This window comes from Streptomyces sp. NPDC002845 (assembly GCF_053591955.1).
Genome location: NZ_JBSFUU010000014.1, coordinates 1 through 20064, shown reverse-complemented (window position 1 = coordinate 20064; position 20064 = coordinate 1). Strand labels below are relative to the sequence as shown.

At 69.5% G+C, this 20064-nt stretch carries 21 protein-coding genes and 2 pseudogenes; 14 read left to right on the top strand and 9 right to left on the bottom strand.

Features of this window, described 5'->3' with window-relative positions; genetic code table 11:
* Positions 1-143 precede the first annotated feature (143 nt).
* The gene (locus ACWD3C_RS12645) at positions 144-554 is read left to right on the top strand and encodes a Pepco domain-containing protein (protein ID WP_451142984.1); all 411 of its coding nucleotides are present in this window, start codon (positions 144-146) and stop codon (positions 552-554) included.
* Between the two features lie 13 nt (positions 555-567).
* Positions 568-5376 carry an HD domain-containing protein gene (locus ACWD3C_RS12640; RefSeq protein ID WP_451142982.1) on the top strand — a complete coding sequence of 1603 codons (4809 nt, stop codon included), beginning with the start codon at positions 568-570 and terminating at the stop codon, positions 5374-5376.
* On the opposite strand, the gene ACWD3C_RS12635 is transcribed toward ACWD3C_RS12640, so the two are convergent.
* Both ACWD3C_RS12635 and ACWD3C_RS12630 read right to left on the bottom strand, forming a co-directional pair.
* Positions 5318-5599 carry a DUF4031 domain-containing protein gene (locus ACWD3C_RS12635; RefSeq protein WP_451142980.1) on the bottom strand — a complete coding sequence of 94 codons (282 nt, stop codon included), beginning with the start codon at positions 5597-5599 and terminating at the stop codon, positions 5318-5320. The genes ACWD3C_RS12640 and ACWD3C_RS12635 overlap by 59 nt on opposite strands.
* A 7-nt stretch (positions 5600-5606) precedes the next feature.
* Positions 5607-6002 carry a hypothetical protein gene (locus ACWD3C_RS12630; protein ID WP_451142978.1) on the bottom strand — a complete coding sequence of 132 codons (396 nt, stop codon included), beginning with the start codon at positions 6000-6002 and terminating at the stop codon, positions 5607-5609.
* Positions 6003-6058: 56 nt separating this feature from the next.
* Here ACWD3C_RS12630 and ACWD3C_RS12625 point away from each other — a divergent pair, with 56 nt between their 5' ends.
* Together ACWD3C_RS12625 and murQ are read left to right on the top strand one after the other, a co-directional pair.
* A complete protein-coding gene (locus tag ACWD3C_RS12625) occupies positions 6059-7081 on the top strand; it encodes a MurR/RpiR family transcriptional regulator (protein WP_451142976.1) in 1023 nt (340 codons plus the stop codon).
* 167 nt (positions 7082-7248) lie between these two features.
* Complete coding sequence (murQ, locus tag ACWD3C_RS12620; protein ID WP_451143211.1) at positions 7249-8148, top strand: N-acetylmuramic acid 6-phosphate etherase; 900 nt, start codon at positions 7249-7251, stop codon at positions 8146-8148.
* Positions 8149-8214: 66 nt separating this feature from the next.
* Here murQ and ACWD3C_RS12615 read toward each other — a convergent pair whose 3' ends face one another.
* Positions 8215-8988, bottom strand: coding sequence for a carbonic anhydrase (locus ACWD3C_RS12615; RefSeq protein ID WP_451142974.1), 774 nt, complete (start codon positions 8986-8988; stop codon positions 8215-8217).
* 317 nt (positions 8989-9305) lie between these two features.
* Here ACWD3C_RS12615 and ACWD3C_RS12610 point away from each other — a divergent pair, with 317 nt between their 5' ends.
* Both ACWD3C_RS12610 and ACWD3C_RS12605 read left to right on the top strand, forming a co-directional pair.
* Positions 9306-10142 (top strand): aldo/keto reductase, encoded by an 837-nt coding sequence (locus tag ACWD3C_RS12610; protein ID WP_451142972.1) that lies wholly within the window; start codon positions 9306-9308, stop codon positions 10140-10142.
* A gap of 104 nt (positions 10143-10246) precedes the next feature.
* Positions 10247-10816, top strand: a complete 570-nt coding sequence (locus ACWD3C_RS12605) for a hypothetical protein (protein WP_451142970.1) — start codon at positions 10247-10249, stop codon at positions 10814-10816.
* Positions 10817-10828: 12 nt separating this feature from the next.
* On the opposite strand, the gene ACWD3C_RS12600 is transcribed toward ACWD3C_RS12605, so the two are convergent.
* From ACWD3C_RS12600 to ACWD3C_RS12580, 5 genes are all read right to left on the bottom strand, one after another.
* Entirely contained in the window at positions 10829-11248 is a 420-nt protein-coding gene (locus ACWD3C_RS12600; protein WP_451142968.1) for a PIN domain-containing protein, read from the bottom strand.
* Entirely contained in the window at positions 11239-11445 is a 207-nt protein-coding gene (locus tag ACWD3C_RS12595; protein ID WP_451142966.1) for a type II toxin-antitoxin system VapB family antitoxin, read from the bottom strand. Before ACWD3C_RS12595 ends, ACWD3C_RS12600 begins: the two co-directional genes overlap by 10 nt.
* Positions 11446-11594: 149 nt before the next feature.
* Positions 11595-12728: an NADH:flavin oxidoreductase gene (locus ACWD3C_RS12590; protein WP_451142964.1), complete on the bottom strand. Its 1134-nt coding sequence runs from the start codon at positions 12726-12728 to the stop codon at positions 11595-11597.
* 76 nt (positions 12729-12804) lie between these two features.
* A complete protein-coding gene (locus ACWD3C_RS12585) occupies positions 12805-13095 on the bottom strand; it encodes a hypothetical protein (RefSeq protein ID WP_451142962.1) in 291 nt (96 codons plus the stop codon).
* Positions 13092-13316 carry a hypothetical protein gene (locus tag ACWD3C_RS12580; protein ID WP_451142960.1) on the bottom strand — a complete coding sequence of 75 codons (225 nt, stop codon included), beginning with the start codon at positions 13314-13316 and terminating at the stop codon, positions 13092-13094. Before ACWD3C_RS12580 ends, ACWD3C_RS12585 begins: the two co-directional genes overlap by 4 nt.
* Before the next feature lie 112 nt (positions 13317-13428).
* Between ACWD3C_RS12580 and ACWD3C_RS12575 the strand changes: the two genes are divergently transcribed.
* The 3 genes and pseudogenes from ACWD3C_RS12575 to ACWD3C_RS12565 all read left to right on the top strand — a co-directional run bounded on the left by ACWD3C_RS12575 (position 13429) and on the right by ACWD3C_RS12565 (position 15394).
* Positions 13429-14268 carry a helix-turn-helix domain-containing protein gene (locus ACWD3C_RS12575; protein ID WP_451142958.1) on the top strand — a complete coding sequence of 280 codons (840 nt, stop codon included), beginning with the start codon at positions 13429-13431 and terminating at the stop codon, positions 14266-14268.
* Complete coding sequence (locus ACWD3C_RS12570) at positions 14252-14515, top strand: DUF397 domain-containing protein (protein WP_451142956.1); 264 nt, start codon at positions 14252-14254, stop codon at positions 14513-14515. The genes ACWD3C_RS12575 and ACWD3C_RS12570 overlap by 17 nt, the downstream gene beginning before the upstream one ends.
* A 38-nt stretch (positions 14516-14553) precedes the next feature.
* A pseudogene (locus ACWD3C_RS12565) lies at positions 14554-15394 on the top strand (IS5 family transposase).
* Between the two features lie 44 nt (positions 15395-15438).
* On the opposite strand, the gene ACWD3C_RS12560 reads toward ACWD3C_RS12565, so the two are convergent.
* Positions 15439-16296, bottom strand: a complete 858-nt coding sequence (locus tag ACWD3C_RS12560; protein ID WP_451142954.1) for a maleylpyruvate isomerase family mycothiol-dependent enzyme — start codon at positions 16294-16296, stop codon at positions 15439-15441.
* A 116-nt stretch (positions 16297-16412) separates the two neighbouring features.
* Here ACWD3C_RS12560 and ACWD3C_RS12555 point away from each other — a divergent pair.
* The 5 genes and pseudogenes from ACWD3C_RS12555 to ACWD3C_RS12535 all read left to right on the top strand — a co-directional run.
* Positions 16413-16652: pseudogene (locus ACWD3C_RS12555) on the top strand (transposase); the annotation flags it as partial.
* 211 nt (positions 16653-16863) lie between these two features.
* Positions 16864-17412 carry a DUF1062 domain-containing protein gene (locus ACWD3C_RS12550; protein ID WP_451142952.1) on the top strand — a complete coding sequence of 183 codons (549 nt, stop codon included), beginning with the start codon at positions 16864-16866 and terminating at the stop codon, positions 17410-17412.
* Positions 17413-17556: 144 nt separating this feature from the next.
* On the top strand, positions 17557-18123 hold the full coding sequence (locus ACWD3C_RS12545) for a DinB family protein (protein WP_451142950.1): 567 nt from the start codon (positions 17557-17559) through the stop codon (positions 18121-18123).
* A gap of 239 nt (positions 18124-18362) precedes the next feature.
* On the top strand, positions 18363-19256 hold the full coding sequence (locus ACWD3C_RS12540) for a hypothetical protein (protein WP_451142948.1): 894 nt from the start codon (positions 18363-18365) through the stop codon (positions 19254-19256).
* Positions 19257-19315: 59 nt separating this feature from the next.
* Entirely contained in the window at positions 19316-19891 is a 576-nt protein-coding gene (locus ACWD3C_RS12535; protein WP_451142946.1) for a Uma2 family endonuclease, read from the top strand.
* Positions 19892-20064 lie beyond the last annotated feature (173 nt).

The following is a 20064-nucleotide window of genomic DNA, read 5'->3' as shown; positions in this document are numbered from 1 at the left end:
GAGCGGGGTCGATCGATGCGAGCCCGTTCATCATCGTCCGCAAATGCCCCTGCGGGAACTAAAGTTGGCTCTCCAGCTATTCACCGATGAAGCGCCATGACAGCGTGACAGGGCGAGGCATGGCCAAAGGGGGCAGGGGCAGCATGGTCGAGCACGCCGTGGACGGGGGACGGGCAGCCGAGGCCGTCGCGAGAGTGGAAGACGCGGTGATCGAGGCACCGGCGGACGAGCTGTCCCTCCCCTTCTGGGTGACGGCCACCGCCGAGGACATCGCGCTGGGCGCGCAGGACAACGACACCATGGGCCTGTTCAGCCGCGACGGTGACGCCGTACTGCGCTCAGTGCCCCTCGGCCCGTTCCGCAAGAGCCTCGCCGACACCGTCGATGCCCTGCAGCGGATCTTCCAGGAGGTCTCCGACCGCGGCGGCCCGCTTCCGCTCGCCGAGGCGCAGCTCTCCTTCCAGGTCACCGCGAGCGGAGGCGTCCAGCTCATCGGAACCGGGCAGATGCAGGGCACCCGGGGTCTGACGCTGACGTTCAAGCGTCCCGCCTGACCCGGCACCGCCCATGCCACAGCACAAGGCGCTGCTCATCGGGGCCAGTGACTTCGACGACCCGAGCATCGGACGCCTGCCCTTCGTCCGCGACGACCTGCAGCGGCTGCGTGAGGTCCTGATCGGCCGCGGCTTCCTGCAGGCCGACATTCTGGAGAGCAGATACGGCACCACACAGAACACCGTGCGCGGCGCCGTCCACCGTTTCCTGCGCGACGCCGGCCGCGGCGACACCCTGCTCATCCTGCTGAGCGGGCACGGGGTCCACTTCGACGGCAAGGACTATCTGGTCCCGGAGGACGCCACCTCTGACACTCGGCCGTTCACCGACAGCTGCATCGAAATCGGCTGGCAAAAAGAGGTCGAGGCGTCCCCCGCGGAACGCGTCGTCTTCCTGGTCGACGCCTGCCGCGAGGGCATGGAGCTGGACACCAAGGCCATACCGGGGACCCGGCGGTGGCAGCCCCCCAAGATCATCAGCACGCTGCGCCGAAAGGTCGCGTACGTGCACGCGTGCGCGAAGCCCCAAGTCGCCCTGTTCGTTCGGGAGTCGGACGTGCTGCGCCCCGGTTTCGACGTCGGGACCCAGGAGGGCGAGTCGTTCAGCATGTTCTCGCGCGCCGTGTCCGACGTGATCATCGGTGATCCGCACGCTCTGCGCCTGCGTGAGTTCGCCCAACAGGTGCAGGAGCGGGTCAACACGTTCCACCGCGCCTACGGCAAGCCCCAGGCGCCGCAGCAGGTCATGGTCACCTGCGAAACGGACGCCGACGGCGGCGACTTCCCGCTGCTCCCGGGCACCGATCGGCGAACCGAGCTCCACCCGTGGGTACGCGGCGTCGACAAACACCCCGTGTGGCATCACACCCCCGAGGGCCCCGCACGGGAGACCCTCCAGCAGATCTGCGGCACGCTGGCGGGCCGGCTGGCGGCGGCGTACGAGAAGGCGGCGTCGGCGCTGGGCAACGACCCGTGGCACGACCCCGAACTGGCCGCGCGGGCGCACGAGCGGCTGGGATTCCTGGTCGGACGGGCGGACGGGGTACGGCTGTCGCCGGCCGAGGCCGCACTCGCCTTCCTGTTCCCCCTCGTCACCCAGACCTTCTGGGCGCAGGAGGCAGCCCAGCGTCTCGGCGTCCTCAACCCGAACCCGGCGGCCCCGGGGCCCGACCAGGCCCGCTTCCACAAGTTCGCCCAGGGCTTCCCCCGGCTCAAGCGCCGACTGCTCGCCCTGGAGCACAAGAGGACCGCGGGCGGCTCGAGGACGTCGGCCGGTTCGAAGACCGCAGACGACTCGACGAAGCACATCCAGTGGTGGCTCTTCCACCGCTGGTTGATCCAGCAGCCGGACCTATACACGGCCGAGCGCCTCAAGGCGCTCCTCGGTGACGTGACCTCCGACGGGGAGCATCCGTGGATCAGCGACGCCCTCTCCGGCGAACGCCTGATGCGGCTGCTGCGAGAGCATCGGACCATCCCGTTCACCATGCGGCGGGCCACCACTGATCCGGTGCTGCACGGACCCCGGCCGCACCAGGAGGACCGCGAGATCATCGACGCCAGCGGCCTCTACGAGCAGGAGGTGCGCGCACCCCTGGTCACCGCCCTGGTCAAGGCGGCGTACGCCATGGCCGTGGACCCGGTGGACCTGCCAGAGATCGTCGTCGAGCACATCGGCGTCCGCGACAGCGTCAATCTGGAGGCGCTGCGAACCACGGTGCAGCGCTCCGACTGGCGCGTCTCCGGCCTGGGACGTTCCCTCAACGCCATGTGCACCCACCCGGCGATCCAGGTCGCGCTGCGCGAGCACGCGGCCCGTGTCGACCTGCTGCTGCGCGACATCAACCGCGGTGACAACCCCGTCCTGGCCCCGCTCTGCACACTCCCACCGTACGCCGACGGAAGCCGCGTACAGCTCGACGGCAACACCCCCGACCAGCTCTCCGACGGCATCCGCTTCCAACTGGCCGAGGACCGCGTCCAGGAGTTGCTGATGGGAGAGGAGCTGTACGGCGACAGCGAGCTGGCCGTCCGCGAGCTGTACCAGAACGCACTGGACGCGGTCCGCTACCGAGAGTGCCGTACCGAGTACTTGCGACGCATGAACCACCCGGGGGTCGATCCCTGGGAACGCGGCCGCATCGAGTTCGCCCAGGGGGTCCACTCCGACGGCCGCCCCTATCTGAAGTGCCAGGACAACGGCATCGGCATGGGCATCACGGAGCTGAGCACCGTCTTCTCCCAGGGCGGCGCACGCTTCGTCGACCTCCCCGAGTACATCGAGGAGCAGGCTGCCTGGGCGGAACTGCCCGGTCCGAAGCTGGAGCTCCACCCCAACTCGCGTTTCGGGATCGGTGTGCTGAGCTACTTCATGCTCGCCGACGAGATCGTCGTGAGCACCTGCCGACTGGACCGGGAGGGGCGGCCAGGGCGCTTGCTGCAAGTGACGATCGCCGGGCCGGGCAACTTCTTCCGGGTGGACGACCTGGGACCGGGGCAGGACGCCGGAACCACGGTCGAGCTGCTGCTCAGCCAGGAGCGGAGGTCGGTGTCGTGTGTGGACGCCCTGCAGAAGGTCCTGTGGGTGGCTCCGTACCGGACGGTGGCCAAGCATGGGGCCCGCGAACATGAGTGGGAGCCGGGGGAGCTGTCTCCCGCCGCCCTGGAGAGGTCCAGCATCCACCGGCGCTATGCCGAGAAACTCCGCACGATCTGCATCCCGTCGGGGGACCCCGACCTGTGGTGGATCGAGGGCGAAGGAGTCATCCTGGCGGACGGCCTGTACGCAGAGGGCCGACAGAGGCGATACGACCGTCCCCTGTACGGCGTCGTCGTCAACCTGAACGGTGAGCAGGCGCCCGAACTGACGGTGGATCGCAAGAGCCTGCGCTCCTACGACCACGACCACGTGACCGCGCGGATGACCGCCGCAGCCGCCAGTCTCACGCGCCCCGGGCTCGAACTGCCCAACGGAGACTGGCTGGAGGGCGCGAGCCGTTGGTCCATGGCCTTCGCCGACTGCGTGGCCGAGCATGCGCGCCGCGCCGACCTTCCCTGGAGGCTCCACGACGAGGTCTCGGCACCCTTCAGTCGGGTGGGCTTCTTTCCACCCGACGTCGACCTGCTGCCCCTGGTCACCGGCACCTACACGGACACTGAGCAGAGGTGGGCTGCCTCGTTCCTCACCACCATGCCCCCGCTCGTGCTGCGATGGCGGCTGCGCGCGCTGTACCGGGCCGGACTCGGTGGTCCCGTCTCGCTGCCCGGCACCGACACGATGGACGCGCTCTGCGCCCGTCCGTCGGACTTCAGGCTGTTGGTCACCGGCTACTCGAGATTCCCGATGTGGACGAACTCACTTGCCGATTGGATCAAGGGCCCGCAGATAGCCGGGTTCGGCATCTCCCCACCTTCCGAACCGCTCATCAACACCGGTCTGCTGAGCCTCGGCATGCTGTTCTCCTGGCGCGACCCCGCCCAGCCCGTAGGCACGGCGGACCTCTTCGAGCTGAGTTCCAAGGTGGAGCGGCCGCCGTCCGAGGTCGCGGAGCGTCTGAACAGCCTGGGCTACCGCACCGAGTCGCTGTCGGGCTGTGATGCCGTCGAGTGCTCCGACCTGCCTCTGCTCCGACCGCTGGGCAACCTGGCGAAGTGGCTGGCACCCGGCACGGCACTGTCGGCTGCCCAGATCTGCGTCAGCGCGGCACTGGCTGGCTGCTCCACGGCCCAGGCCGCCGGGCGGCTGGCGGAGCTAGGGTTCACGGTCCCAGTGGAGTACCCGGTGCGGGCGCACTGGAGCGAGGAGGAGCTGAACATCATCCACCAGCTGTGGGAGTCGTACGACAGACCGCCCTTGCCCGAGGCGGCCGTGCGGGTCTGCGCGGCCCAGCTGACGGCGGTGGCCCATGCGACGAGCCTCACCCTGCACTTCGTTGCGGAGTTCCTGGGAGAACTCGGTTTCCTCATGCCGCAGGATGTGTCGGAGATGCCCGAGCTGACGGACGACGACCGGGCTCTCCTCACTCACGAACCGCAGGTCAAAGTGGATCGGGAGGTGCCGCTCCGCTATACGGCCGCCGCCTCCCGTCGCCTCACCCGCCCTGCCCGCGCCCTCGCGGAACGACTGCGCGAGCTCGGATACACGGTGTCCGAGGTGCCCGACGACGAACAGCTGCCCTCTCGGGAGGACATCGCCTTTCTCAGTGCTGCCCCCGAGCTGTCCGACCTGCGCCGACCCGTGTCCCTGAACCAAGTGGTGGGCATCTCACACGAAGCCGAGATCTCCCTCGCGGAAGCGGTCGCCCGGCTCGCCTCCCTGGGATACCGCTTCGCCTTCGCCCCCGACGTCGTCTCCCGATTCCGCAACCAGGACACCGAGGCCCTGTACTTCGGGAACTACCCGGAGCCCGGAGACTTCGGCCCCGTCTCCCCGGCGGCCCTGCATGCCGTCGCCCTCCACACGCACCAGTCGGCGGGCACCGACGACATCACCGCTTCCCTCACCGACCTAGGCTTCACCGTCGTACCGCCCACGGAGGAGTGGACCGAGGAACGCCGTCTGGAAGAGGAACTGCTCGCAGCTCTTCACTCCCCGGCCGACACCCCGCCGCCCGCCCTTCCCCGCGGCCCATGGATCTCGCTGGTCACCCTGGCCACCGTGGCGCTGGAGATCGGCATGCCCCTGCGGGACGTTGCCCTCAAGGCTTCGGAGATCGGCATCCGCCACGAGGCCGAGACCTGGTTCACCCCCGAACGGGCGGAACCTACGGAGTCGACGGCGCCGCAGGCCGCCCCTTCGGCCTCCGCAACCCCGCCCCCGTAAGCAACCGCACCACCTCACGGCTGCGCACCTCGACGGCCCCGGCCCGCACGACGTCCGCGTACCGGTGCGACGGGATGTCGTAGTGGTCCCGCTCGAAGGCGCGCTCCGGGATGCCCAGCTCGCGGGCGAAGGCGTGGAGTTCGTCGTACGAGACGTCGCTGACGAGGTGGGACCAGAGCCGGCCGTGCCCCGGCCAGGTCGGTGGGTCGACGTAGATCGTCACGAGCGCCTCACGAGAACGGCATCCCGCCGGTCGCCGACCTCAACGAGCCCACCGCCGCCACCTTCACGCCCGCCTTATGACAGACCCAGTGCGGGTCGGCACCCAGTTCCGGTTCGACGTCGAGAGCGTGAGGGTCGCCGGAGCCGCAGACCGGGCAGAGGGGCCAGCGGCCGTAGCGTTCCAGGAGAGCGTCCTGCACGTCCTGGGCAACCAGCCCGGCCACATAGTCCGCCCCCTCCGGCCACTGCTCGACCCACCAGCGACGCTGAACCACCGAGTCCTCGACCAGCGACACGACATCCGCCTCGGCAACCTCCCCCGCCACCAGATCAGCAAGCACGAGGGCACGCGCCGCGTGCAACACCTGCTCCAGGGGGCTGATGGGGTCGTCAGTGGGGTCCATGCACCCATTGTGCGCACCCTTGACCGTACCTCCGAATGGAAAATAGCTTTCAGATCGTGAGCGATGAAGTGAAGGAAACTTTCGCGGATGTGGGGGGCTCGGCGGACGCGACGGGCGCGGCAGGACAAGCCAGGCGGACCAAGCAGGCCAAACAGGCCAGCCAGGCCAAGCAAGCCGCCCCGCCCCGAAACGCCCCGCCCGCCCCCGCTGCCCTGGCCGCCAAAGTGCGGACGTTGGCGCCGACCATGACCCGGTCCATGCAGCGGGTTGCCGAGGCCGTTGCCGGAGATCCGGCCGGGTGCGCGGCGCTCACGGTCACCGGTCTCGCCGAGCTCACCGGCACCAGCGAGGCGACGGTCGTCCGTACCGCCCGCATTCTCGGCTACCCCGGCTACCGCGACCTGCGACTCGCCCTCGCCGGGCTCGCCGCTCAGCAGCAGTCGGGCCGGGCGCCCGCTGTGACGGCGGACATCGCGGTGGACGACCCGATCGCCGAGGTCGTGGCGAAGCTCGCGTACGACGAGCAGCAGACGCTCGCCGACACGGCGGCCGGCCTGGACACGGTTCAGCTCGGCGCGGCGGTCGCGGCCCTCGCGGCGGCCCGGCGGATCGACGTGTACGGGGTCGGGGCCTCCGGCCTGGTCGCGCAGGACCTGACCCAGAAGCTCCTGCGTATAGGGCTGATCGCCCACGCGCACAGCGATCCGCACCTCGCCGTCACCAACGCCGTACAGCTGCGCGCGAAGGACATGGCCATCGCCATCACCCACTCGGGCTCCACGGGTGACGTCATCGAGCCGTTGCGCGTCGCCTTCGAGCACGGTGCCACGACGGTGGCGATCACCGGCCGCCCCGACGGGCCCGTCTCCCAGTACGCCGACCACGTCCTCACCACCTCCACGGCCCGCGAGAGCGAGCTGCGGCCGGCGGCCATGTCCTCCCGGACCAGTCAGCTGCTCGTCGTGGACTGCCTGTTCATCGGGGTGGCACAGCGAACGTACGAGTCGGCCGCACCGGCGCTGTCGGCGTCGTACGAGGCGTTGGCACACCGGCATCGGAGTGGTTCCGCGTCGCGGTGACGGTAACGGTAACGACAGGCAGAGACTGTCGATCACACCGAACCACAGCACCACAGCACCGAACCAGCGCACCGAAAAGAGCCTGCCCCGTGAAAGCCGACCACCATGACGTACACGAGGTCCATGACGTACACGACGTACGCCACGTACACGACGTACGAGCCGAGTTGGAGACGCTGACGACCGAGGCGTTCCGGCCCGAGCTGTCGGAGATCGACCGGCTGCCGACGCTGGACATCGCGAAGATCATGAACGGCGAGGACGCGACCGTGTCCGCGGCCGTGGCCACGCGGCTCCCGGTGATCGCCGCCGCGATCGACGCGCTGGCGGCCCGGATGGCCCGGGGCGGCCGCCTGATCTACGCGGGCGCGGGCACCGCCGGACGGCTCGGCGTGCTGGACGCCTCCGAGTGCCCGCCGACGTTCAACACGGACCCGGCGCAGGTGGTGGGCCTGATCGCGGGCGGCCCGAGTGCGATGGTCACGTCGGTGGAGGGGGCGGAGGACTCCGCGGAACTGGCGGTACGGGACCTGAACGCGCTGTCGCTGACGCCGGACGACACGGTGGTCGGCGTCTCGGCCTCCGGCCGCACCCCGTACGCGGTCGGCGCCGTCGAACACGCCCGTACGAAGGGCGCGTTGACCATCGGCCTGTCCTGCAACGCCGACAGCCCGCTCGCGGCCGCCGCGGACCACGGCATCGAGGTCGTCGTCGGCCCGGAGCTGGTCACCGGCTCGACCCGTCTCAAGGCGGGCACGGCCCAGAAGCTCGTCCTCAACATGCTGTCGACGATCACGATGATCCGCCTCGGCAAGACGTACGGGAACCTGATGGTCGACGTACGGGCCTCGAACGAGAAGCTCCGGGCCCGTTCGCGCCGTATCGTCGCCCTGGCGACCGGCGCGGCGGACGAGGAGATCGAACGGGCCCTCGCGGCGACGGACGGCAAGGTCAAGAACGCCGTCCTCACCCTCCTCGCCGACATCGACGGCCCCACCGCCGCTCGCCTCCTGGAAGCGAACGGGGGCCACCTGCGGGCCGCGCTGGAGGCGGCGGCGGCCCGCTGACCGGTGTCCCCTACTGCTTCCGTTACTGCTTCTACTGCTCCCGTTACTGCTTCCGTACTGCTTCCGTCAGGAAGGCTTGCCGCCCATGATCTCCACCTCGCCGGTGTCGAGCGAGTAGTAGGCGCTGACGACGGCCAGGTCGCCCTTCTTCACCATCGGGGCCAGGCTCTTGTTGGACCGCAGTTCGGCGGCGGTCTGCCGGATGTGGCTGCGGACCATGGCCTCGACGGGGTCGTCCGTGCGCTGCTGGAGGGCCGCGTCGTACGCCGGCCGCAGGGTCCGCTGGATCGCCTGCAGGTTGCCGGGCAGCTTCTCGCCGTCGTGTATCGCCTTGTACGACGCCTTGACGGCGCCGCAGCTCTGATGCCCGAGCACGACGATCAGCGGGGTCCCCTCCGCCACGGGTCCGTACTCGACGGAACCGGTGACCACCGGCTGCATCACATGCCCGCCGGTGCGTATCACGAACAGGTCGCCGATCCCGGTGTCGAAGACGACCTCCGGCGGGACTCGGGAGTCGATGCACGACACGATCACGGCGTAAGGATGCTGCGCATCGGCGACGGCCTCACGTCGGGCGGGGTCCTGGTCGGGGTGCTGGAGGGTCCCGTCCACCCAGCGCCGGTTGCCCTCCATCAGCCTCTCGAACGCCGTCGACGGCGAGTCGGGCCGCGGGGCCGTGGCCGGCGAGGGGCTCGTCGACGCCCCCGCGGCCGCCGCCGTCTTCTCCGTCGTCCCCGTGCTGTCCGACTTCGACGAACAGCCGGTGATCAGCGCCGCGGAGGCCAGCAGCCCTCCCGTGAGTACGGCTCTGCGCTGCGGTTGCCCGACTACGCTCATGGCTCTTTCCTTCCGGTCGTGTGCACGGGGTCATCGGCCCGTTCTCCCTGGTGAAGCGGGCAACGCCACTGTGTCCGGGGGCCGGTTAACGCCCGTACAGCACTGATCCAGCGCAGAAGAAGGAGAGAAGAAGCACCCGTCCAAAACACGGGGGGTCACACGATGTGACGCTGGGCGGCCCTGCTCGGATCAGCCACCCCGGAGGGGTCAACTCCCTGTTACCGTCGCCCCTTTGGCCAAGCGAGAGCCCAAGCGAGAGCCCAAGTGGGAGCCCAAGTGGGAGCCCCGGATGTGGCCCAGAGAGAGGAGAACGGCTGATGACATCGACCACGTTCCGCATCGGCGGAGACCTTGAGGTGCGACGGCTCGGCTTCGGCGCCATGCACCTGGCGACCGAGCCCGCCGACGCCCGCGCGGCCTCCCTCGCACTCGCCCGGCGAGCCGTCGACCTGGGCGTCACGCTGATCGACACGGCGCATATGTACGGCTGGGGAGCCAACGAGGAACTCCTCGCCGAGGCCCTGCACCCCTACCCGGACGACCTGCTCGTCGCCACCAAGGTCGGCGTCTCGCGGTCGCCGTCGGGCGAGGGGCGGCTGGACGGGCGGCCCGACGTGCTGCGCGCCCAGGTCGACGAGGCGCTGCGCCGACTGCGCGTCGAACGGATCGAGCTGCTCCAGCTGCACCGCATCGACCCGGACACCCCGCTCGCCGACCAGCTGGGCACGCTGCGGGAACTCCGGACGGAGGGCAAGGTGGGCCGGATCGGGCTGTCCGAGGTCACCGTCGCCGAACTCGACCGGGCGCGGGAGATCGTCGACATCGCGAGCGTGCAGAACCGCTACAACCTGCTCGACCGCGAGCACGAGCCGGTGCTCGAAGCCTGTACGGCGTCGGGCATCGCGTTCCTGCCGTGGCGGCCCGTCGCGCACGGAACGTCCGGCGCGCGGGCCGAGGTCGCCGCCGTGGCGGCCGAGCTGGGCGTGACCGCCACCCAGGTCGCGCTCGCCTGGCTCCTCGACCGTTCGCCGGTCGTCCTCCCGATCCCCAGCACCACCCGCACCGGCCACCTGGAGGAGAACCTCGCCGCCACCGGCCTCCGTCTCACCCCGGCCCAGCGCACCCGCCTCGACCGGTCGTCCCAGCCGGAGTAGCCGGAATAGCCGGAGTAGCCGGAATAGCCCAGTACGGGGGACTGTCAGTGGCACGTGACAGGCTGCGTGCAGCAGGAATCGGCAGCCAGGAGGGAACGACCACGGTGAACCACGCACAACTGACCGCACTGGGCCGCGCCCTGCGCCTCCTCGGCGAGCACGGCGAGGCCCTGGCCTCCGACACCCCGGACGCGAAGCTGCACGAGGTCAAGGCCGACCTGAAGCGCGCCCTGGACCTGCTCGACGAGACGGTGACCACGGCCGCCCCCACCACCCGCTGCGCCGAGCACCCGAACGGCCCGGTCGACGAGGACGCCCCCGACCGCTGCCTCCTCTGCGAGACCCGCCGCCGCGCCGCCCGCCGCACCGAGCTGAACGGCGGCCCCCGCCCCACACGCCCCACCGACCCGGCCCCCTCCCGCTACGGCATCCGCGGCGACCGCCCCCAGCCCCAGCAGCGCTGGCTCCCGGAGGCGTGGACCGGCCAGGCCTGGCAGCTCTGCGGCACCCCGCGCCGGGACCGCCGCGAGGCCGAGCTCTACCTCGCCGCCGAGCGCCGGGGCCCACGCCCGGCGATGGCGTACCGCCTGGTCCACGAGTTCACGGACTACGAGGTGCTACGGATCTGGGGCGAGCCGGTGAGAGTGGACATCGAGCCGATGGGGAACCTGTAGGCACACGCTGACTCACGGCAGGGAGCCGCGCTCCACGACCCATTCGGTGGGCTGGCCGGTGATTTCCGCGATGCCGTCATAGTCCGCGTCATAGTGCATCACGGTCACGCCGTGCCGCTCTGCCGTGGCGGCGATCAACAGGTCCGCGACCGACGTGCGGCGGTGCTGCCCCTTGGCAGCCAGCAACCCCTGCACCTCCACCGAGCGAACCCCGATCTCATCGGTCATCGGCAGCCAGTCGAAGCCCTCGCGCACCATTTTGATCCGGGCATGGTCCGTCCCGTTCCGGGTGCTGTAAAGGATCTCCAGATCCACCACCGCGCATGTGGCGACCAGGCCTCGGTCGATGAGGGGCAACAGCCGGGCTTTGACCGGGGGGTGCCTGAAACGCTCCCACGCGCTCTTGTCGACCAGGAACCGCTCTACCGCCACGCCCCCTCCATCACTTCAGGGTCCGCCAGGTCGTCGAGCACTCCTTCTTCCAGCAACTCCACGAAGTGCCGCCGCTTCGCCGCAGCCACGAACTCCGCCAGCGCGCCGTTGACCGTGGCCCGTTTGGTCGTCGTGCCCAGTATCTCGGCGGCTTCAGAGACGAGTGCATCGTCGAGGTCGATCATGGTACGCGACATCGCCACCTCCAGGCATACAGTTACCGCTTTTCAGTATGCCTCACCGTGAGGCGAAGTGAATATCGAACCGGCATCGCCCCTGCACCCGGACATCGGCGTTCAATGAACGCCGATGCCGAAGCTCTCACTCACTTCTCAGGACCACTGGCTCAGCTCAACGACCCCAGCGACGCCACGTCGTACGCCGAAAGCTCCCCGACCCGCCCCGCCAGCACCTTCGCCGCCCACTGAGGGTCCTGGAGCAGCGCGCGCCCGACCGCGACGAGGTCGAACTCCTCGGCCTCCAGGCGGTCCAACAGGTCGTCGATGCCCTTGGTCGGGGCACCCTCACCGGCGAACATGCGGATGAAGTCGCCGTCGAGGCCGACCGAGCCGACGGTGATGGCGGGCTTGCCCGTGAGCTTCTTCGTCCAGCCCGCGAGGTTGAGGTCCGAGCCCTCGAACTCCGGGACCCAGTAGCGGCGGGTGGAGGCGTGGAAAGCGTCCACACCGGCCGCCGCCAGCGGGGTGAGCATCGCCTCCAGCTCCTCCGGGGTCTCGGCGAGGCGCGCGTCGTACGCCTCCTGCTTCCACTGCGAGTACCGGAACACGACCGGGAAGGACGGCGACACCGAGTCGCGCACCGCCGCCGCGATCTCCGCCGCGAACTTCGTACGGGAGACGATGTCGCCGCCGTACGCGTCCGTACGGCGGTTGGTGCCCGACCACAGGAACTGGTCGATCAGGTAGCCGTGCGCGCCGTGCAGCTCGACACCGTCGAAGCCGATGCGCTCGGCGGCGGCAGCGGCCTCGGCGAAGGCGGCGATGACGTCGTCCACGTCCCGCTGGGTCATCTCCTTGCCCGTACCGGCGGTGCCGTCCAGGCGCAGACCCGACGGACCCATCGCGGGCGCGTCCGCGAACGGCGGCTCGCCCGTCTTGCGCACCATGCCGATGTGCCACAGCTGCGGCACGATCTTCCCGCCCGCCGCGTGCACGGCCTCGGCGACCTTCGCCCAGCCCGCGAGCTGCTCCTCACCGTGGAAACGGGGGATGCCGTCACTCTGCCCGGCCGACTCGTGCCCGACGTACGTGCCCTCCGTGACGATCAGGCCCACACCCGAGGCGGCACGGCGCGCGTAGTACGACGCCACGTCCTCGCCGGGTATGCCGCCGGGCGAGAACTGCCGGGTCATCGGCGCCATCGCGATACGGTTCGGGACGGTCAGACCGTTGATCGAGACGGGACGGGAGAGGATCTCGGCGGCCCGGGACACGGCGGGCTCGGCGGGGGTGGCGGTCACGTGGGGACTCCTCCTGGTTGACCAAGTGGTATGCGCATGCACATAAATTTCTCCCACGCGTCAACGGCCCCACCCGTCAGGGCATTCCACCCTCCTCCCGCCCCGCGCTGTGATCCCCGACACCGCCGAGCATCACCGGCCGCTCGGCCCACTCACGGGCGCGGGAGTCGACGCTTGAGTCCCAGTTCATCCGCCGCACCCGCTCCCGCAGCACATCGGACGGCGCCGCCTCCCCCAGCCGCCCCGGCGGACAGTCCCACTCCCGCCCACCGCCCACCGGCCGCAGCTGCACGTAACCGCCCACGCGCCCCATGACCTCACCGATCCGCCCGTCCCGCAGATCCACGGCGTACGACCGTCCGCTCACGGTTCCGACCCCGCCCGACGCAGTACGGCGGCCAGCTGCGCCGCCACCCGCACGTTGCACCGCCCCAACTCCACCAGCGGGAACGGCCTGTCGCTCGCGCCCGTCACCGGGTCCACCCCCAGTGACGGCAACCCGATCCCGACCCCGCGCAACGCCTCCCGAAGCTCCTCCACGACCTCCTCGGTCGACCGCACCCGTTCGCTCGCCGCTCTCTCCACCATGCGCACTTCCTCCACGCTGAGTTCCACTTTCACCACACAGCGTGTCCGCTCGACGTCTAACCTGGCCAGATACGGCGCCCCAACAACCCCATCTGTACGACAGGGAGTTGCCATGTCAGGACCGAAGGACCTCGACCCGTCGTCGTCGCCCCGCGCCCTGCTGGGCGCCGAACTCCGCCATGCGCGGGAGAAGGCGGGCCTCAGCCAGGACGAACTGGGCGGGCGGATTTTCGTGAGCGGTTCGTTCATCGGCCAACTGGAGGCCGGTACGCGGCGGATGCAGCCGGATCATGCGCGGTTGCTGGACGAAGAGCTGGGGACGGAGGACTTTTTCTCGCGGAACTGCACGGCCGTGGCCAAGTCCCGGTACCCCGAACACTTCGCCGAGGCAGCAGAGGCGGAGGCGGAGGCCACAGAGATCCGCCAGTACGCGCCGATGCTGATCCCCGGGCTGCTCCAGACGCCCGCGTACGCACAGGCTGTGAACCGCGCGCACGACCCGACGACACCGGAGGAGACCCTCAACGAGTGGTTGGAAGGCCGGATGGCGCGGACCCGCCTGCTCGATCACCCAACAAAGCCGTTGTTGTGGGTGGTGCTTGACGAGGCGGCGCTGCGCCGGGAGGCCGGTGGCCGGGCGGTGATGGCGGAGGCCCTGCGCCACATCGCGGGCCTGGCCCGCCGGGGCCGGGTCATCGTGCAGGTACTGCCGTTCGACGCGGGAGCGCACACGGCGATGGGGGGCTCGCTGAAGCTGATGGACTTCGAGGACGCCCCTCCGCTGGTCTACTTCGAGGGGGCTCGCACCGGACGGCTGGAAGACGACCCCGCCACCGTCGCCCACTTGAAGTTCACCTTCGAACTCCTCACGGCCTCCGCACTCCCGCCGGAGAAGTCCCTAGCCTTGATCGAGGCATTGGCGCAGGATTACGCCCATGAGGAACATCCCTGACTACGACCTGAGCACGGCCGTCTGGCACAAGTCGAGCTACAGCGCCGGAGGCGGCGACAACTGCCTGGAAGTCGCCCGCTGGCGCAAGTCGACATACAGCGCCGGAGGCGGCGACGACTGCCTCGAAGTCGCCGACGGCGACCCGGCCCTCGTCCCCGTCCGCGACTCCAAGAACCCCCGGGGCCCGAAGCTCGTGTTCCGGGCCCAGGCGTGGGCGGACTTCGTCGACGACCTCAAACGCGGCTAGGCCGTGTCTGGTGGGTCAGTGACGCGGAGTGGGCCCGGTTGGAGCCGTACTTGCCGAAGAACGCTGGTCGGGGCGGGCGGCGGAAGTGCCATCGGAGAGTGATCAACGGGATCTTGTTCCGGCTGCGCACAGGGATTCCATGGCTCGATCTGCCGTCACGGTTCGGGAAGTGGCAGACGGTGTACGACCGGCATCGCCGCTGGTCGGCGGATGGCACGTGGGAGAGGATTCTCCGTGCCGTCCAGGCCCAGGCCGATGCCGACGGGCGGATCGACTGGTCACTGGTGAGTATGGACTCCACCGTCTGCCGCGCCCATCAGCATGCCGCTGGGGCGCGCAGGCGCGCTCCCCGCGTCCTCGGCAAGCGAGTTCGCCCGGCCCGGCACAGGGACGATGAGGCCCTGGGCCGTTCACGGGCGGTTTCACCTGCAAGATACATATGGCGAGCGAGGGCGGACGGCGTCCACTCGCCTTCGTCATCACGCCCGGGCAGTGGGGTGATGCCCCACAGATGATCGAGGTGTTGGACCGTATCCGGGTCGCCCGGCCGGGCGGCGGGCATCCCCGCACCCGTCCGGATCATCTGTGTGCCGACCGGGCTTACAGTTCCCGCCGCAACCGCCGCTATCTGCGCCGTCGGCAGATCAAGCACGCCATTCCCGAGCCGGCCAACCAACGGCCAACCATCAACGCCGGGGCCGATCGGGCGGCCGGCCCACCGGCTTCGACAAGGAGATCTACCGCCGCCGGAATGAAGCGGAGCGAACCGTGAACGCGATCAAGGGCTTCCGGGCCGTGGCCACCCGCTATGAGAAGCGGGCCTACGTGTTCCACGGCAGCGTGCTGGTGGCCGCGCTCCGGCTGTGGCTTCGCGGCTGACGAGCACCGGATGCCGCGGCCGGGGCGGCGTATTGAGGCCGCGGTCAGTAGACGATCGACACGATCTGGCAGGCGGCCTCGGCCAGCTCGCGGTCGCCGTCGATGCGGGCGCGAGCGAGGGCGGTGTCTGGCTGGATGCCGCGGGTGCACAGGCGCCAGGCGGCCTCCGCATCCAGACGCACGAGCGCGGCGGGATGTCCGGCGTCCGGCTCGGCGAGTGACCAGCGGGGACCGGTGGCCGTGACCGTCCAGCTGCCGCCGGCCGGTCCGTCGATCTGCACCTGGACCTGCGTGCCCACCGGCGCGGCGGCCTCGCGCAGGGTGTGAGGCAGGGCCCGCATGAAGGTGTCCAGCACCACGGACAGGAACCGCGGATCAGGATCGGTGTCCTGGCCGACCGCGCGGCCGATCTGTTGGCGATGGGTCCAGAACTCGGTGAAGTCGCGGGCGCTGTCCAGCCACATCGGTGCCGGGTCAACGCCGGCCCAGGACACACCCAGCGACGGGGAGTTGGGGTCGGTGGCCTCGAAGAACGGGGCGATCTGACCGCCGATGAGGTTGAGGGTGTCGGTGAGCGCGGCCGGACTCACCCGGGAGAAGGCGTCTACCCATTCCTGGTTGATGCGGTGGATGAACGCCTCCAGCGTCTCGCCCGGCGCGAAGGCGGGACCTTCCCGGTGGGCGTCGCGGTCGCGGGCTAGGCGCCCGTAGAAGTCGCCCAGGAGGTGTGCGGCGAGATCTTGGACGGTCCAGCCCGGCACCGCTTCCTTGCTCCAGTCGGCGGGCGCCAGGCCGCGCAGCGTGGCCATCAGCGCGGCGTGTTCCGGAGCAAACAGAGAGCGGGCGTCGATCGGGGCACCGAGCCAGGACCGACTCGGCACGTCATTGAGCTGGGAGTTCATGACCGAAGCCTGCCAACCAAATGAGCCGATGGCTATCGAATACCCATTCAGGCCTATCGTGCCGCGAGTCAGCCCCGAACTCATCAGGGCACCACTGGGCCAAGATTCATCGGACAGGCCCTAGGCACACCATCCCCGAGCCGAGGGACCAGCGGGCCAACCGCAAGCGCCGGGGCAGCAAAGGCGGTCGGCCCGCCGGCTTCGACAAGACGATCTACAAGCGTAGGAGCGAGGCCGAGCGAACGATCAACAGGCTCAAGAACTTCCGGGCTGTGGCCACGAGGTACGACAAGCGGGCCTACGTCTTCCACGGCACCGTCACCGTCGCCGCGATCTGGCTCTGGCTTCGTCCATGAACCGCCGGATGGAACCTGGCGGTGAGGCGCTCGAAAACCAGTGGAGCAGCGCCGCTGTGCGCCATTACCGTGCTGCCGAACCAAGTCGTCTGGTCAAGGACGTGCCGTTGTACACCCTGTGAGACCTCCCGAGCGCTGATTTGTCGCGCGTCGCGCATGTGCGCCGCGCTTCTTTTTGCTGCGGACTTCTCACTGAAACCGGTGTACTTCTGTGCTCAAAAACTGGGTGGTCGTGCCCACCTGCCTGCCGCTCGTTCGCCGCCGTTGCCACGCGTGCGCGTCCGAGCGCTTCAGGGCAAGCGGTAAATTTCGCGTCAACGCAAACCACAAGCTCATCGACGCCTGGCTCCTCGCGCTCTGTACCGCTTGCGGGGAAACTGCAAAGCTCACGGTCCTGGAGCGGATGAATGTGCGCTCCGTACGACCTGAGCTGCTGGACCGGCTGCATGACAACGACCCTGGCCTGACAGCTGAGCTGCTCCAGGATCCGGTCGTGCGGCGCCGTAATCGCATCGCCCTCGACTGGGACAACGCCTGGCGCCTCGACACCGGCGGATCGGATCACCTGGACCGCGAGGTGATCGACGTCTCGGTCCGCTTTGCGGCGCGGATCCCTGTCCGGCCGGTGCGACTGATCGCTGAAGGTTGCGGTCTTTCGCGGGCCGAGGTCGAGAGACTGATCACGGAGGGGAAACTCGTTTCGGCAGTCCGGCTGAGCGGCAAGCTCTCCGGCGACTTCACCTTCACGCTCAAGCGCTGAGCCCTCCTCGGGACCACGGGCCTGTCCGGCATGATCCGCCGGACAGGCCCTAGGAGACGCGAGCCAAGAGGTCAGAATCTGACCTCATTGGCTCCTAGCGTGTGGCTCGACCGACGGAACCGGATTCCACGGAGGGCCGAGACCATGAACGACGCCATGAGCCACACCCTGAGCGACACCACCGCCGCCAACGAACCGCTCACCACCGACGAGCGCGCCGACCTGCTGGAAGCGCTGGCCCACCACCGGCGCTTCCTGCGCTTCACCACCCGCGACCTCACCGACGAACAGGCCGGGCAGCGCACCACCGTCAGCGAACTGTGCCTGGGCGGCCTGATCAAACACGTCACGTCGGTCGAGCGGAGCTGGGTGGACTTTATCCGGAACGGCCCCTCGGCGACGGATGACTTCAGCGCCATGACCGAGGAGGACTGGGCCCGGCGGGCCGACGAGTTCCGGATGCTGCCCGGCGAGACACTGGCCGGTGTGCTGGCGGACTACGCCGAGGTGGCCCGCAGGACGGACGAGTTGGTCACCGCCCTGCCCGACCTGAACGCAGCGCATCCGCTGCCCGAGGCCCCCTGGAACGAGCCCGGGGCACACTGGTCGGCCCGCAGGGTGCTGCTGCACATCATCGCCGAGACCGCCCAGCACGCCGGCCACGCAGACATCATCCGCGAGTCCCTGGACGGCGCGAAGAGCATGGGCTGACCCACCGAACCCGCCATCTCGACCGCCCCGAAGCTCAAGCCCTCAGCCCCGAGCCCTCTTTTCAAGGAATGGGTGGAGGGTCTCAACCCACCCTCCCACCCCGCGTGTTGACTTGACGCATTCGGCTTGCCACGCACAGTCACAAGGGTCTAGCGTGCCCACATAACGAACAGCCCCCGCCAGGTGCTACCAACACCTGCGGGGGCTTGACCTACGAGATCGAAGGACGTTTCGATCCCATGGCTGAAGCCAATCCTAGTGCTGCCGTCCTGCCCGCGCACGCGCCCCCGCACCCCATGGCCAATCCGGGTTACGGCAAGCGCTCCGCCCCTGACCAACTCCCCCGCACCAACCACGACTTCGCGCACCTCCCGCCCCGCGAAGCCGCCATCGCCGCGTACCTCGACCGCCTCCCCAACGGCGCCGACATCTCCGTAAAAACGCTGGCCAAGCACCTCCCGTACGGCCAATGCGCCCTGCGTACGGCCCTCAACACCCTCCAACGGGCAGGCCACTTGCGCCGAGGCCGCGAACACATCGCCGGTTCGGGCAGCCCGCGATGGATCACCCGAACGTGGTTCTCCCGTACGGCACGGGACGACGACTGGTGGGCAAGGTTCACGCGGGGCGACGTACCGGAGAAGACACCGGAGTCACCGGAGCCGCAGGAACGCCCCCGCCCGACCCGCTCCCGCGCCCACACCCTCCTCGCCGCCCTCGGCCGCACGGCCCCGGCCCTGTCCCTCTCCCAGGCCGACTGTGCGGAACTCGCCCCGCTGGTGACGGACTGGTTCGCACGGGGAGCCACGGACGAGGCCGTACTCCACGCCCTGACCGCCGGCCTCCCCACCCCCGTCCACCACCCGGCAGCCCTGGTCCGCCGCCGCCTGACCACCAAGCTCCCGCCCGAGCCCGCATCAGAACCCCCACGCCCACCCCTCCGCATGCTGGAGTGCGCGACCTGCCGCACACCCGGCCGCCCCGAGGCACTACCGGGCGGCAGGTGCGGACCCTGCCGAGGCGAAACAGAGCCTCCACGCCCCACCGCGCCCCTGAGCGCCGGGGCCGTGCGTACACACGCGGCCGAGATCCGTGCCGCTATGGCCGACCGACGAGAGAGGACACCCATATGACAGCTCCTACGGTCCGACGGCACTGCCCCGGGGCACGATGGAGGGAAGGAGGCGAAGCCATGACCCCCAGCACCGCTGAACGCCCGCAGATGCCCATCGAGGACTTCGAGGAACTGGCCAGCGTGGCCCCGGCCCGCGTACGGCTCGAATTCGTCGACGGTCGGGTCCGCACCATGGACCCGCTGAGCGTCGAGGATTTCGAGGAGCTGGAACGCAGGGCGCCGGAGACCGTCCGGCTTGAGTACATCAACGGAAAACTAGAGGTCAAGGCAATGCCGGACGGCAACCACGGTTCGATCTTCGTGTGGCTGGTGCGCCAGTGCCTGCTGCAACGTCCCGACCTGGATCTCGTGCCAGAACGGGGAGTCAAGGCCGAGGCCTACCGCAAGGGACGCGCCCGTACGGACGGTTTCCTGGCGCCGGTCGACCACTTCAGGGGACACGGCGAGTGGTCAGACGCCGACGGCGCCCTCATGGCCGTGGAGATCACCTCCCACGACCGGGACACCGACCGCCGCGACCGCGTCGACAAGCCCGTCGGCTACGCGGCGGCCGACATCCCCGTCTACCTCCTCATCGACCGCGACAACAACACCGTCGTCGTGTACAGCGAACCGAAGGACGGCCGCTACTGATCTTTAATGCGTGAGGTAGCAAGGTCACGTTTGGGTCGGACCAATGGTCAGGCCGGTCTCGGTGAGGCAGCCGTCGACGAGGTGCGGGCGGTACTGGATCAGCTTCAGGCCGTGCTTGGCGACCTTGACGAGGTGGTCGACGCCGGTGGCTGCGAGGTTTGCCAGCACCCCGC

Bases quoted from the DNA above. Each gene is read 5' to 3' on its own strand.
- ACWD3C_RS12560 (WP_451142954.1), bottom strand. From the start codon at position 16,296: ATGAACTCCCAGCTCAATGACGTGCCGAGTCGGTCCTGGCTCGGTGCC.
- ACWD3C_RS12615 (WP_451142974.1), bottom strand. From the start codon at position 8,988: ATGAGCGTAGTCGGGCAACCGCAGCGCAGAGCCGTACTCACGGGAGGG.
- ACWD3C_RS12575 (WP_451142958.1), top strand. From the start codon at position 13,429: ATGTCAGGACCGAAGGACCTCGACCCGTCGTCGTCGCCCCGCGCCCTG.
- ACWD3C_RS12540 (WP_451142948.1), top strand. From the start codon at position 18,363: ATGGCTGAAGCCAATCCTAGTGCTGCCGTCCTGCCCGCGCACGCGCCC.
- ACWD3C_RS12570 (WP_451142956.1), top strand. From the start codon at position 14,252: ATGAGGAACATCCCTGACTACGACCTGAGCACGGCCGTCTGGCACAAG.
- ACWD3C_RS12545 (WP_451142950.1), top strand. From the start codon at position 17,557: ATGAACGACGCCATGAGCCACACCCTGAGCGACACCACCGCCGCCAAC.
- ACWD3C_RS12580 (WP_451142960.1), bottom strand. From the start codon at position 13,316: ATGGTGGAGAGAGCGGCGAGCGAACGGGTGCGGTCGACCGAGGAGGTC.
- ACWD3C_RS12610 (WP_451142972.1), top strand. From the start codon at position 9,306: ATGACATCGACCACGTTCCGCATCGGCGGAGACCTTGAGGTGCGACGG.
- ACWD3C_RS12645 (WP_451142984.1), top strand. From the start codon at position 144: ATGGTCGAGCACGCCGTGGACGGGGGACGGGCAGCCGAGGCCGTCGCG.
- ACWD3C_RS12630 (WP_451142978.1), bottom strand. From the start codon at position 6,002: ATGGACCCCACTGACGACCCCATCAGCCCCCTGGAGCAGGTGTTGCAC.
- ACWD3C_RS12535 (WP_451142946.1), top strand. From the start codon at position 19,316: ATGACCCCCAGCACCGCTGAACGCCCGCAGATGCCCATCGAGGACTTC.
- ACWD3C_RS12595 (WP_451142966.1), bottom strand. From the start codon at position 11,445: ATGTCGCGTACCATGATCGACCTCGACGATGCACTCGTCTCTGAAGCC.
- ACWD3C_RS12640 (WP_451142982.1), top strand. From the start codon at position 568: ATGCCACAGCACAAGGCGCTGCTCATCGGGGCCAGTGACTTCGACGAC.